Below are 13,649 nucleotides of genomic sequence, written 5' to 3'. Positions count from 1 at the left end.
GGGGACGGCGCTGGCTTGCCGCGGCCGGATTTACATCTGGGCGGCGATCAGCTTGCCGAGGATGGCGACGCCTTCACGGATACGCTCCGGCGGCACCGTCACGAAGGACAGGCGCAGGGTGTTCGTTTCCGGCTCGTTGGCGTAGAACGGCGCGCCCGGCACGAAGGCCACCTTGGCCGCGATGGCCTGGTCGAGCAGCTTCATGGCGTCGATATGCTTGGGCAGGGTGACCCAGATGAACATGCCGCCTTCGGGCTTGGTCCAGGTGACGCCTTCCGGGAAGAACTCGGCGACCGCGTCGAGCATTGCCTGGCACTGGTTGGCGTACAGCGCGCGGATGGTTGGGATGTGCTGGTCGAGGAAGCCATCCTTGACCACTTCGTAGACGACCATCTGGGTCAGCTGCGCGGTGTGCAGGTCGGCGGCCTGCTTGGCCAGTTCCAGGCGGCGCACCAGCGGCAGCGGCGCCACCACGTAGCCGAGGCGGATGCCCGGCGTGAGCACCTTCGAGAACGAGCCCATGTAGATGACGCCATCCGGGTTCATGTTCAGCATTTTCGGGAACGGCTCGCCCTTGTAGCTCAGCGCGCCGTACGGATCGTCCTCGATCAGCGGCAGGCCGAGGCGGGCGCAGGTTTCGACCAGTTCCTGGCGGCGCTCGATGGACAGGCTGCGCCCGGTCGGATTCTGGAAGTTCGGCAGCGCGTACAGCAGGCGCGCGCCCTCGGCCACGGCGGCGATCGAGGACGGCACCAGGCCATGCTCGTCTGTTGCGACCGACTTGAATTCGGGGCGATACACCGAGAACGCTTGCAGCGCGCCCAGGTAGCTCGGCGTTTCGACCAGCACGCGGCTGCCTTCGTCGATCAGCACCTTGCCCAGCAGGTCGAGCGCCTGCTGCGAGCCGGAGGTCATCAGGACCTGTTCCGGCAGGATCTTGCAAGTGGCGGTGGACAGCGAATTGGCGATCCACTCGCGCAGCAGCGGGTAGCCATCGGTCGGGCCGTATTGCAATGCGACTTTACCGTTTTCGGACAAGACCTTGTCGAAGGCCGCCTTCATGTGCTCGACCGGGAAGGTGGCGGGCGAGGGCAGGCCGCCGGCGAAGGAGATGATCTCCGGACGCTGGGTAATCTTCAGGATTTCGCGGATGAACGAACTCTGAAGCTGGCTGGCGCGCTCGGAAAAACGCCACTCGATGGGGTTTGGATTTTCGATTTTCATACTGGTCTCACAGTCAAGGCGGCCGGGTTCGCACTGGGCCGATTATAGAGCACGCTGGGTAAGCGGCTGGAAAGACGCCGCCGGATAAGCAGCGTCCGGGATGTTGATGTTGGTTTAAGCGACTTCGACGATCATTTCGATTTCGACACAGGCGCCGCGCGGGTTCTGCGCCACGCCGAAGGCCGAGCGCGCATGCTTGCCGGCATCGCCGAACACCTCGGCCAGCAGTTCCGAGGCGCCGTTGGTGACCAGGTGCTGGTCGGTGAAGCCGGGGGTCGAGTTGACCAGGCTCATCAGTTTGACGATACGCTTGACCTTGCCGAGATCGCCGCCGCAGGCTTCCTGAAGCGTGCCCAGCAGATCGATCGCAATCGCGCGCGCGGCGGCGATACCTTGCTCGGTGCTGACGTCCTTGCCCAGCTGACCGGCATTGACGGAACCGTCGGCGTTCTTCGCGATGTGTCCGGAAATAAACACCAGATTCCCGGTCTGGACATACATCACATACGCGGCGACGGGCGCGGCAGGTGGGCTGAGGGTGATATCAAGCGATTTCAGTGTGTCGTAGACGGTCATGGTGATTCCTCGGAAGCGGATAGAAAGAACAAGGCAGTATTGTACGTCGGGCACGACCGGCTGCCCACCGGAATCACGCCAAGGCCGAAAGTTGGGACAGCCTCCGGCAAAACAACTTCCAAAACTCCTACAACCGGGGTCAGAGCTTTAATTCGAAACTTTTTCTCTCTATTAACGCAGATCGCATTCGACCGATCGCATTTTCAGCGTCCCAAGGGCTTACCGACCAGGCTTGCCGTGAAAAGCTTGCAAAACCGGCGCCTTTGGCGGTTTTGCAATAAAAAAGTTTCTAATTAAAGCTCTGACCCCGGTTGGGGGTGCGGTTGGCGAATCAGAGGTCAGACCCCGGTTGGGGGTGTTAGCGTTTGATTTGCATGCGGCGGCCGATGGCGACGACGGCAATCACCGCGAGGGCGAAGCCGATGTTGGCGGGCTCGAGCGGCTCGCCCAGCAGCAGCCAGGCGCCAGCGAGCGTCATGAACGGTTGCAGTAGCTGCACTTGCCCCACCCGGGCAATGCCGCCGCGCGCCATGCCCCGGTACCAGAAGAAAAAGCCGATGAACATCGAGAATATCGATACGTACGCAAAGCCGATCCATGCCCGCGCGCCAGCCTCGGCCATCCGGTCCAGCTGCGGCAACGCCAGCCAGATTACCAGCGGTAACACCAGCGGCACCGACAATACCAGCGCCCAGCTGATTACTTGTTGCCCGCCCATGCTCTGCGATAGTTTTCCTCCCTCGGCGTAGCCCACCGCCGCCGCGGCAACTGCCCCGAACATCAGCAGGTCGGCCTGGTGGAAGCTGCCGCCGCTCTGGCGCAGGGCGAAGCCGATCACGATGGCCGAACCCGCCACGGCGGTCAGCCAGAAGCCGAGCGAGGGTTTTTCATTGCCGCGCAGCGCGGAAACGAGCGCCGTGGCCAGCGGTAAGATGCCGACCAGCACCGCGCCGTGCGACGCCGGCAAACTGCGCAAGGCAATCGAGGTCAGCCACGGAAAGCCGATCACGCAGCCGAGCGAGACCATCGCCAGCGGCCATAGCGCCGACCTCGGCGGCAGCGGCGCGCGCTTCCACATCAGCCAGATGGCCGCCAGCAGGGCCGCCACCAAGGCCCGCCCCAAGGCGACGAACACCGGTTCCAGCCCGGCCACCGCCATCCGCGTGAAGGGCAGCGTCAGACTGAACAGGGCAACCCCGGCCAGCCCCAGCAGCATCCCGGCGCTCTCGTCCGACATGGCGGGCCGCGCCGCCATCGTCAAGGTGCTCGTCATGGCTCAGGGTCCTTGCAGGATGTGGCGAAACAGGTCGGCGTCGACATTGCCGCCAGTCAATGGCAGGCCGATCTTCTTGCCTCGGATCAGCGGCCCGTCCTTGATCTGCATGGCCGCCGCCAGCGCCGCCGCGCCCGCGCCCTCGGCCAGGTTGTGGGTGCAGCGGTAATACAGGCGCATGGCGCGCGCGACTTCGTCGTCGGTCACGGCCAGCACGTCGTCGGCGCATTCGAGCACCGCCACCAGCGACGCCGCATCGGCCACGCGGCATGCCAGCCCGTCGGCCACCACCGTGCTGACCGCCGCTTCGATGCTGTACCCGGCCCGGAACGAGAGCTGGTACGCCGGCGCATGGCTCGACACCACGCCGATGATCCGGGTTTTCACGCCCAGCGCGTGGCGCGCCGCGATGGCGCCGCAGATGCCCGAACCCTGGCCGATCGGCACCAGCACCAGGTCCAGGTCGGGCTGGGCGCGGAACAGTTCGAGCCAGCCGCTGGCCACGCCCGCCACCAGGTCTTCGTGGTACGAGGGCACCATGTGCAGGCCTTCTTCGCGCATCAGCGCCAGCGCATGCTCGCGGCTTTCCTGGAAGTCGTGGCCATGTTCGATGACGCGCGCGCCCAGGCCACGCATGCAGGCGTTCTTTTCCACGCTGTTCCCGTGCGGGACCACCACCGTCACCTGCAATCCCAGGCGCGCGCCGCTGAAGGCGATCGCCTGGCCATGGTTGCCGCGGCTCGGGGCGATGATGCCGCGCACCTCGGGCGCGCGCCGCACCAGCGCATCGAGATAGACCACCGCGCCGCGCGCCTTGAAGGTGCCGAGCGGCGTGTGGTTCTCGTGCTTGACCCAGGCCTCGGTGCCGAGCGCCTCGTTCAGCAGCGGCCACGAATACTGCGGCGTGGGCGGCATGGCGCGGTACACAAGGGCCGCGGCGGCATCGAGTTCGGCAAGGGATGGCAAGTACATGGCGCTCTTTCAAAGGTGGGTCGATGGGTGTATCCTAGACGAGAAAACCAGTACAGTACCAATACACTTATCCACATAATTACGCATACTGTGACGGTGCCATGACCAATACAAGCAATCCCGCCATGGGCCTGCTCACGCGCGGCTCGGGCGAAACGCTGATCGACCAGATCGTGCGTTCGGTCTCAAACCGTATCGACGATAAAATCCTGCGCAGCGGCGCGCGCATGCCGTCGATCCGCCAGTTCGCGGCCACTCACGGCGTATCGTGCTTCACGGTGGTGGCCAGCTACGACAAGCTGGTGGCCAAGGGGTATGTGGAGTCGCGCCGTGGCGCCGGCTTCTTCGTGCGCGAGCGCTCGCCGCTCAACGCCGGCGAGCGCTCGGCGCCGGACGCCGCGCCGGCGGCGCTGGAAACCAAGCCGCTCGACGTGGTCTGGCTGATCCGCAACATGTTCCGTCCCGCGCCCTCGCAGCGGGTGCCCGGCTCCGGCGTGCTGCCGTCCGAATGGCTGGACGGCCCGATGATCGCCAACGCCCTGCGCGCGGTCAGCCGCCAGAGCGCCGCGCTGCTGCTTAACTACGGCATGCCGCAGGGCTTCCTGCCGCTGCGCCAGCAGCTCCAGCTGAAACTGGCCGAGCTCGAAATCGACGCCGCGCCCGAGCAGTTCGTGACCACCGTCGGCGTGACCCAGGCGCTGGACCTGGTGGCGCGCGAATTCACCCGCCCCGGCGACACCATTTTGGTCGACGACCCGGCCTGGTTCCTGATGTTCGGCGCTTTTGCGGCGATGGGGCTGAAGGTGGTCGGCATTCCACGCCTGCCCGATGGCCCGGACCTCGCCCAGCTGGCCGCCATGGCGGCGCTGCACAAACCGAAGCTGTACGTGATCAATTCGGTGCTGCACAACCCCACCTCCACCTCGCTGTCGGCGGCCAAGGCGTTCCAGGTGCTGCGCATCGCAGAGGAACACGGCTTTACCATCGTCGAAGACGATATCTACTGCGACCTGCATCCCGGCAGCGCGGTGCAGCCGGCCACGCGCATGGCCGCGCTCGACCAGCTGAAACGGGTGATTTACCTGGGCGGCTTTTCCAAGTCGCTGGCGGCTAACCTGCGGGTCGGCTTCATCGCCACCTCTCCCGAGTGGGCGCAGCGCCTGTGCGACCGCAAGATGCTGGCCACGCTCACCACCAGCGACATCGGCGAGCGCGTGGTATACAAAGTGCTCTCCGAGGGCTTGTACCGCAAGCACGCCGACCGCCTGCGCGCACGGCTCGACGCGGTGCGCGCGCGCACGGTGCGCCAGATGGAAAAGGTCGGCTTGCGCATCGACGTGGCGCCGCCGGCGGGCATGTTCATCTGGGCCGACACCGGTGTCGATACCATTGCCCTGGCCGAACGCGCCATGGCCGCCGGTTTGCTGCTGGCGCCGGGGGCGCTGTTTTCGCCCAGCCAGCTGCCGTCGACCCGGATGCGCATGAATGTGTCGACCTCCCAGGAGCCGGGGGTATGGGAATTTCTGGCCAAGGAACTGGGGAGCCCGCTTCGCAGGCCTTGAAATCGCCCGGAACACCCCCATTTCTGGACAATCCGTTCAACCCGTCTTACACGAGGACTAAAAATGGCTGTTGCCGAAAAAGAAACCCTTGGTTTTCAAGCAGAAGTAAAACAGTTGCTGCAACTGATGATCCACTCCCTGTACTCGAACAAGGAGATCTTCCTGCGCGAGCTCATTTCGAACGCGTCCGACGCGTCCGACAAGCTGCGCTTCGAGGCGATCAATAACGACGCTTTGTACGGTAACGACCATGAACTGAAAATCCGCGTCGCCTTTAACAAGGAAGCGCGCACGGTCACCATTTCCGACAACGGCATCGGCATGAGCCGCGACGAAGTCATTTCGCACCTGGGCACCATCGCCAAGTCGGGCACCAAGGAATTCTTCGGCAAACTGTCCGGCGACCAGCAGGCCGACGCGGCCCTGATCGGCCAGTTCGGCGTGGGCTTCTACTCGGGCTTCATCGTGGCCGACAAGATCACGGTCGAAACCCGCCGCGCCGGCGCCGAAGCGTCCGAAGGCGTGCGCTGGGAGTCGGCGGGCGAGGGCGATTACAGCGTCGAAGCGATCGAGAAGACCGCGCGCGGCACCGACATCATCCTGCACCTGCGCGAAGGCGAGGACGAGCTGCTGTCGAGCTGGAAGCTGAAATCGATCATCCGCAAGTACTCGGACCACATCTCGCTGCCGATCGTGATGCAAAAGGACGAGTGGGACGCCGAGAAAAGCGAGACGGTCCTCAAGGATGAAACCGAGACGGTCAACCAGGCCAGCGCGCTGTGGGCCCGCAACAAGAACGACATCACGCCCGAGCAGTACGAGGAATTCTACAAGCACGTCTCGCACGACTTCCAGGCGCCGCTGGCCCACACCCATAACCGGGTCGAGGGCCGCAGCGAATACACGCAACTGTTGTACGTGCCGAGCCACGCCCCGTTCGACCTGTGGGACCGCAACAAGCGCGGCGGCATCAAGCTGTACGTCAAGCGCGTGTTCATCATGGACGATGCCGAGCAGCTGATGCCGGCCTACCTGCGCTTCATCAAGGGCGTGATCGATTCGAACGACCTGCCGCTGAACGTGTCGCGCGAGATCTTGCAGGAGTCGCGCGATGTGAAGGTGATCCGCGAAGGCTCGACCAAGCGCGTGCTGGGCATGCTCGAAGAATTGGCCAACGCCGAGGAGCAGGAAAAGAAGGACAAGTACACCACCTTCTGGAAGGAATTCGGCCAGGTGCTCAAGGAAGGCATCGGCGAAGATTCCGGCAACCTCGAACGCATCGCCAAGTTGCTGCGTTTCGCCTCGACCGCCAACGAGAACGCCGACCAGACGACCTCGCTGGCCGACTACATCGGGCGCATGAAGGAAGGCCAGGAGAAGGTCTACTACGTCACCGGCGACAATTACACCGCTGCCAAGAACAGCCCGCATCTCGAAATCTTCCGCAAGAAGGGCGTGGAAGTGCTGTTGATGACCGACCGCGTCGATGAATGGATGCTGTCGTTCCTGACCGAGTTCGAAGGCAAGGAACTGGTGTCGGTGGCCAAGGGTGGCCTTGATCTGGGCGGCCTGGAAGACGAAGCCGAGAAGAAGGAACACGAAGAAACCGAAACCTCGTACAAGGACCTGGTCGAGCGCATGAAGGCGGCGCTGGGCGAGAAGGCCAAGGACGTGCGCGTGACGTTCCGCCTGACCGATTCGCCAGCCTGCCTGGTGGCCGATGAAAACGAGCTGTCGGGGAACCTGCTGCGCATGTTGAAGGCGGCCGGGCAGAGTGCGCCGGAGTCGAAGCCGATCCTGGAGATCAATCCGAATCACCCGCTGGTGACGCGTTTGAAAAACGAAGACGCGGCGAGCACGCAGTTCGGCGACTGGGCGCACATCTTGTTCGACCAGGCGCTGCTGGCTGAAGGCGGTTCGCTGAGCGATCCGGCCACGTTCGTGAAGCGCTTGAACGAGATGCTGCTGGCTGGGGCGAAGTAAGGCTCTTATTGAGCACCATCGTCATAAGTTCCGTCGTTCCCGCGCAGGCGGGAACCCAAGTTAGCAGCATTAAACGCGGCTCAACAAACTTGGGTTCCCGCCTGCGCGGGAACGACGGTCTTTATGTTAACGAAGAACGGCGCTTAAGCCGACACCTGCTTGCACAACTCCCCCAACAGCTTCTCCCCCTCCGGCCAGTCGCCGTACCCGCTCTCCCCATTGATATGCCCCGCGTCGCCAATCTCGACGAAGCGGCTGCCCCACGCCTCGGCAAACGCGCGTGCGCGTTCGATCGACACGTAAGGATCGTTGGTGCTGGCCACCACAATGCTCGGAAACGGCAGCTTTTGCAGCTGCATCGGCGCAAACCCCACCGCCTCGGACGGAAACGAGTCGGCATCGGCATCGGCCGGCGCCACCAGGAACGCTCCGCTGATACCGAGCGTTGATTCCGAACGCGCCCAGTGCGCCACCAGGCCGCACGCCATGCTGTGCGCCACCAGGATCGGCGGCCCTTCGCTCATCGCAATGGCCGCATCGAGTTCATCGACCCATTCGTGGCAATCGGGATTGTTCCAGTCGCGGTGCGCGACCCGCTTCCACTTCGGGTTGCGCCGTTCCCAGTGCGTTTGCCAGTGCGACGGCCCCGAATTCCAGATCCCCGCCAATGTCAGTACATCGCAATCCATTACCCCTCCGCTGTTGTTGGTTCGATTGCAACGATTGTACGACTAAAGGACCAGCGCTTGTGCACGCGGCCAGGCGCACTGGCATGAACAGCGCGCCCGGCCGCGGCACACGGGTCGCTATCGCGCGGCCTTGCTCACCTTGATCCAGTTCAGGTTCCAGCCGCCCTGTTTCGCATACACGCCGAACGAATGGCTGCCGGCCGACAAGGTCACTGTCCGGTTCACGGAGGCCCAGTTCTGCCAGCCGCCGGTGGCCGGCACCGCTACCGTGGCGTAGTTCGGCTTGCCGCCGGCTTCCTCGAAACTGAGCTCGCCGCCGCCCGGACTGGCGACCCGGAATTCGATCGTGTAGGCGCCGGTTTCGGGAATGAGCACGGGCGCGTTGGTGTACGACATCCAGTCGCCGGTGTCGATATGGCTGGCGTTCCTGCCGCCGCCGGCGTCGGTGGTCGGTTCCGACTCCACGCCGCTCATGCTGGCATGGTCTTCGGCCTGGATCAGCGCGATCTGCCCGCCCGATCCGGCGGCGGCGATGCCGATCCAGTTCAGGTTAAAGCCGCCGGCCTTGGCCGCGATCCCGATCGACTGCTTGCCGGCCGGGAGCTGTACGTCGTGCGAGATGGTGCTCCAGCTTTGCCAGCCGCCGGTCGCGCCCACCGCTTTGGTGCCGAACACCGGGCTGCCGCCGGCCCGTTCCAGGCTGATGCTGCCGCCGCCATTGGCGCTGGCCACGCGGTACGACACCGTGTACAGCCCGGCGGACGGCACGTCGACCGTGTAGTTCATCCAGTCGCCGCTGTCGATGTAGCCGACGTTCTGGCCGCCGCCGGCGTCGCTGGTCGCTTCCAGCTGCACGCCGCTCATCTGGCACCAGGCTTCGGCCTGGATGGTCGATGGCACGCTGGCGGTGGCGCAGCCGGCGTCCGGCGTCGATGGCCAGTTGCGCACCGTCTCGCGCGCCTGCTTGCCCGATTCGGTCAGGTCCCAGTTGGCCCAGCCACCGTTGGAGCTGGCTCCCGGCACCAGGCTGGCCGAGCCTTCTCTGGCATCATCGAGCGCCCAGTTGGCGTTGCTGATGTTGTGCTTCTTCATGAAGTCGATCCAGGCGTTGGTTTCGGGGTAGTTCACGCCGCCGTTGCCGTCCGCGTTGACCGAACCCCACTCGGTCACGAACAGGGCCAGGCCGTTGTTCATGGCGGTGGCGGCCTTGTCGCGCAGGTATTGGGTGTGGGTGCCGGCGTAGAAGTGCAGGGTGTAGGCGATGTTGCTGTGGCCCGTGATCGGATTGCGCGAGGCGATGTCGGCGTCCTGCGACCAGTGCGGCGAACCGACGATGATCAGGTTGTCGGGATCGATCGCCCGGATCGCCGCGATCACCGCCTGCGCGTACGGCTTGACGTTGGCGTCCCACGTAACGTCGTCCTTCGGTTCGTTGTAGATCTCGTAGATGACGTGCTTGTGGTTGCCGTAGGTGCGCGCCATCTCCTGGAAGAAGGCGATCGCTTCGTTTTGATGGCGGAAGGCGTAGTGCGAGTGCCAGTCGATGATGACGTACATGTCCTTGGCGATGGCGGCGTCCACCACGGCCTTGACGCGCGCCTTGTTATCGGCCGGGAACTGGATGTAGCCGCCGTCTTCTTCCACGCCCATGGCGGCGCGCACCAGCTTGGCCTTCCAGTCGTCCTTGAGCCAGCCGACCGCGCCGGCGTTGTAGAAGCGCGCGCCGGGCCAGCCGTTGTTGGACCAGTACATGCTGCTGCCGCTGATGCTGCCCGGCTTGCCGCCGACCAGCACCTGGTTGCCGGCCACCGACAGCGCCGGCACATCGGCCAGCGCGGCGCCGGCGCACAGCGACAGCGCCAGGGCGGCGGCCAGGCGCGTGAAGGGGAGGTGGGAAGCCGGGCGGAAGGTTGGGCGCAATACTGCTGCATTGTTGAGGGTCATGCTCATCGCTATTGTCTCCTGGGTCGATGTCGGTGAGCGAGGGGCGACGGGCCAGTGGCGGGATCGGGCTTGCTGCCATCTCGGTGCTGCGGGCGGCGCACCTTGGCGCCTGTCGTCCCCGAATAGTTTTGAAATCGTTTTCAGGTGACTGTGGAGCATTTGACATCACGCTCCTTCCCAAGTCAATGGAAACCTTTCCGCCGTGCGGCGTGGAAGAAACACTGATTTACTGCAAGTATTCAGGATACCGGCTGGCTGATCATGGAGTCGTCGCCCGGGGGATGGGGACCTTCCCAGGCGCCCTTGTACCGCTTACAGGGCCGTGCGCAGCGAGAACAACTCCGGAAACAGCACCACGTCGAGCATCTTGCGCAGGTAGCTCACGCCGGCCGTGCCGCCGGTGCCGGTTTTGAAACCGATGATGCGTTCGACCGTCGTCACGTGGCGGAAGCGCCAGAAGCGAAACGCGGTCTCCATGTCCACCAGCTTTTCGGCCAGTTCGTACAAGGCCCAGTGCTGCGACGGGTCCTGGTACACGGTCAGCCAGGCCGCCTTGACCGAGTCGTCGGCGCGGGTCGGCAGGGTCCAGTCGGCGTTCAGGCGTTCGGGCGCGATGGCAAAGCCGCTGCGCGCGAGCAGCATCACCGCTTCGTCGTAGACCGAGGGCGCGCGCAGTTCGCGATCGAGCACCGCGTGCGCCGCCGGCGCGGTGTCGTGCACGTTCAACAGCGCCGCGTTCTTGTTCCCGAGCAGGAATTCAAGCTCGCGGTACTGGTGCGACTGAAAGCCCGACGACGCGCCCAGGAATGGGCGGATGGCGGTGTATTCGGTCGGCGTCATGGTAGCCAGCACGTCCCAGGCGTGCACCAACTGGTCCATGATGCGCGCCACCCGGGCCAGCATCTTGAAGGCCGGCGCCAGTTCCCCGGCGCGCAGGTTGGCGCGCACCGCGTGCAATTCGTGCAGCATCAGCTTGAGCCACAATTCGCTGGTCTGGTGCTGCACGATGAACAGCATTTCATTGTGGTTGGGCGAGCGCGGATGCTGGGCGCCCAGGATCTGCTCGAGTCCCAGGTAGTCGCCGTAGCTCATCGCTTCGCTGAAATCCATCTTGGCGCCGTGCCATTGGGCCGGACATTTTGCTTCATCGGACATGATTCGCTTTCAGGCTGTTCGGTCAGGTTACTGCGCCGCGGCTGGCGGCAACATCGTAGGCTCGGTCATCGAGGATCTGGCGCAGGATTTCGACCGCGTCCCAGATGTCGGCAAAGCTGGTGTACAGCGGCGTAAAGCCGAAGCGCATGATGGCCGGCTCGCGGTAGTCGCCAATGACGCCGCGCGCGATCAGGGCTTGCATCACCGCGTAGCCGTGCGGGTGGGTAAAGCTCACCTGGCTGCCGCGCCGCGCATGCTCGCGCGGGGTGGCAAGGCCCAGCGGATGGCTGGCGCACCGTTGTTCTACCAGGGCGATGAACAAATCGGTCAGGGCCAGCGACTTGGCGCGGATGGCGTGCATGTCGGTTTGTTCGAAGATCTCGAGCCCGCATTCGACCAGGGACAGCGAGACGATCGGCTGGGTGCCGCACAGCGCGCGTCCGATGCCGGCGACCGGCTCGAATTCGGGCGCCATGGCGAAGGGCCGGGCGTGGCCCCACCAGCCTGACAGCGGCTGGGTGAAGGCCGCCTGGTGGCGCTCGGGCACCCAGATAAAGGCCGGTGCGCCGGGGCCGGCGTTGAGGTACTTATATGTACAGCCGACGGCCAGGTCGGCGCCGTCGCCTTGCAGGTCGAGCGGCACGGCGCCGGCCGAGTGGGCCAGGTCCCACAGGATCAGCGCGCCCTGTTCGTGCGCGTGGCGGCTCATGGCGGCCATGTCGTGCTGGTAGCCGGTGCGGTAGTTCACGTGGGTGAGCATGACGACGGCGCAGTCTTGCCCGACAGCGCCGGCAAGCTCCTCGACCGAGTCGACCAGGCGCACCTCGTAGCCGCGGTCGAGCCAGCCGGTCAGGCCCTGGGCCATGTACAGGTCGGTGGGGAAGTTGCTGCGTTCGGTGACGATGACCTTGCGCCCGGGCGAGCCCGACTGCATGTGCAGGGCCGCGGCGAGCGCCTTGAACAGGTTGAGCGAGGTGGTGTCGTTGACGACGACTTCGCCGGCGCGCGCGCCGATCAGCGGGGCGAGGCGGTCGCCGAGGCGCTTGGGCAGGTCGAACCAGCCGGCCGTGTTCCAGCTGGTGATCAGGTCGCGGCCCCATTCGCGGGCGATGACGTCCTGGGCGCGCGCGAGGGCGGCGCGCGGGCGGGCGCCCAGCGAGTTGCCATCGAGGTAGATCAGGCCGTCGGGCAGGTCGAAGTGCTGGCGCAGGGGGGCGAGGGCATCGCCGGCGTCGAGGGCAAGGCAGTCGTTACGGTTCATCGTTCACCTTAGAAATACTTTAGGCTTCATGTAATTTGAGCCAATGCGGCAGTGTAGCAAGAAAATTAAGGCGGGAGGCGGGAATGGCCCCCGTCCCGTCGTTCCCGCGAAGGCGGGAACCCAAGTTGATTGATCCGCTAGTGGCGTCGGCACGTACTTGGGTTCCCGCCTTCGCGGGAACGACGAGCTGGCGGCGAGAACAACGGGGCGTTACGGAAACGACCTGAGCACTGAGCGTGAACATATTTTTCAACTTCCCCTCAAGTTCCCCGTCCACCCGCCGTTACCGAGTCAGACACGCGGGACTTTCAAACTATTTTCAGTTTTTTTGAATCTATTTCGAAAAAACCCTCAAGTTCTCCAAAAGTTTGACGTAACCGGTACAAGACGACAGAAAAACCGCGTCGACGGGTCAGTTACACAGCGCCCCACAATCAGCTTCTCCGCCCCGTTTTCATAGGGGCGCGACCATGATCCGGCAGGGTTCGTAGGACGAACACCTACGGACTTGCCTCATCTGTACCTCACCCAAAATACAGGCGCGCGCCTATTCTCGTATTGTTGCTGTACAGTCAGAATCTATCTCACTGGCAATACGAACACAGCGCCAGATTTCAACGGATTGAAGGAGACGGAAAATGACTGCGAACGACATGATGGCTGAAATTCGTGATGCGAACCTGAGCTACCTGATGCTCGCCCAGCAGATGATTCGCGCCGACAAAGTGACCGCGATCTTCCGTCTCGGGATTTCGGCGGACATCGCCGAACTGATCGAAAACATGAGCAATTCCCAGATCTTGAAGTTGGCTGGCGGCAATATGATGCTGGCGCGCTTCCGCTTCGATGATGGTGCTATTCTGTCGATGTTGACCAGCAACAGCAAAGACCGCGTCCTCGCCCAGTCCCACGCCGCCATCCTGATGGCCGGCCAGGCAGTCGAAGAAATCGTTTAAGCGTTGCCTGGTTTGCCGCGCTCGCGGCCGACAACAGCAACCTCGGGAGAGCTC

At 64.1% G+C, this 13,649-nt stretch carries 11 protein-coding genes; 3 read left to right on the top strand and 8 right to left on the bottom strand.

All coding sequences use genetic code 11. The annotated features are described in order from the left end of the window. Positions 1–30: 30 nt before the first annotated feature. From F0185_RS30005 to F0185_RS29990, 4 genes are all read right to left on the bottom strand, one after another. On the bottom strand, positions 31–1,224 hold the full coding sequence (locus tag F0185_RS30005) for an aminotransferase-like domain-containing protein (protein WP_166886822.1): 1,194 nt from the start codon (positions 1,222–1,224) through the stop codon (positions 31–33). A 114-nt stretch (positions 1,225–1,338) separates the two neighbouring features. Next, on the bottom strand, positions 1,339–1,800 hold the full coding sequence (locus tag F0185_RS30000; protein ID WP_166886825.1) for a RidA family protein: 462 nt from the start codon (positions 1,798–1,800) through the stop codon (positions 1,339–1,341). A 358-nt stretch (positions 1,801–2,158) separates the two neighbouring features. Further along, positions 2,159–3,073 (bottom strand): DMT family transporter, encoded by a 915-nt coding sequence (locus F0185_RS29995; protein WP_229477269.1) that lies wholly within the window; start codon positions 3,071–3,073, stop codon positions 2,159–2,161. A gap of 3 nt (positions 3,074–3,076) precedes the next feature. Next, positions 3,077–4,045, bottom strand: coding sequence for a threonine dehydratase (locus F0185_RS29990; RefSeq protein ID WP_167231497.1), 969 nt, complete (start codon positions 4,043–4,045; stop codon positions 3,077–3,079). Between the two features lie 101 nt (positions 4,046–4,146). Here F0185_RS29990 and F0185_RS29985 point away from each other — a divergent pair, with 101 nt between their 5' ends. Further along, positions 4,147–5,607, top strand: a complete 1,461-nt coding sequence (locus F0185_RS29985) for an aminotransferase-like domain-containing protein (RefSeq protein WP_167231494.1) — start codon at positions 4,147–4,149, stop codon at positions 5,605–5,607. Positions 5,608–5,670: 63 nt separating this feature from the next. Next, entirely contained in the window at positions 5,671–7,590 is a 1,920-nt protein-coding gene (htpG, locus tag F0185_RS29980; RefSeq protein WP_167231491.1) for a molecular chaperone HtpG, read from the top strand. 143 nt (positions 7,591–7,733) lie between these two features. Here htpG and F0185_RS29975 read toward each other — a convergent pair whose 3' ends face one another. From F0185_RS29975 to kynU, 4 genes are all read right to left on the bottom strand, one after another. Continuing rightward, positions 7,734–8,279, bottom strand: a complete 546-nt coding sequence (locus F0185_RS29975; RefSeq protein ID WP_167231488.1) for an RBBP9/YdeN family alpha/beta hydrolase — start codon at positions 8,277–8,279, stop codon at positions 7,734–7,736. A gap of 117 nt (positions 8,280–8,396) precedes the next feature. After that, positions 8,397–10,229 carry a cellulase family glycosylhydrolase gene (locus F0185_RS29970; RefSeq protein ID WP_167231485.1) on the bottom strand — a complete coding sequence of 611 codons (1,833 nt, stop codon included), beginning with the start codon at positions 10,227–10,229 and terminating at the stop codon, positions 8,397–8,399. A 306-nt stretch (positions 10,230–10,535) separates the two neighbouring features. Then, positions 10,536–11,378: a tryptophan 2,3-dioxygenase gene (gene kynA / locus F0185_RS29965; protein WP_167231483.1), complete on the bottom strand. Its 843-nt coding sequence runs from the start codon at positions 11,376–11,378 to the stop codon at positions 10,536–10,538. A 22-nt stretch (positions 11,379–11,400) separates the two neighbouring features. Then, positions 11,401–12,639, bottom strand: a complete 1,239-nt coding sequence (kynU, locus tag F0185_RS29960) for a kynureninase (RefSeq protein ID WP_167231479.1) — start codon at positions 12,637–12,639, stop codon at positions 11,401–11,403. Positions 12,640–13,277: 638 nt separating this feature from the next. Between kynU and flhD the strand changes: the two genes are divergently transcribed. Beyond that, positions 13,278–13,595 carry a flagellar transcriptional regulator FlhD gene (gene flhD / locus F0185_RS29955; protein WP_166886849.1) on the top strand — a complete coding sequence of 106 codons (318 nt, stop codon included), beginning with the start codon at positions 13,278–13,280 and terminating at the stop codon, positions 13,593–13,595. Positions 13,596–13,649 lie beyond the last annotated feature (54 nt).

Source organism: Massilia rubra (genome assembly GCF_011682065.1).
In the GTDB taxonomy this organism is placed as follows: Bacteria; Pseudomonadota; Gammaproteobacteria; order Burkholderiales; family Burkholderiaceae_D; genus Telluria_A; species Telluria_A rubra.
Note: the sequence above shows the minus strand (reverse complement) of the source record. Positions and strands in the feature narration are given on the sequence as shown.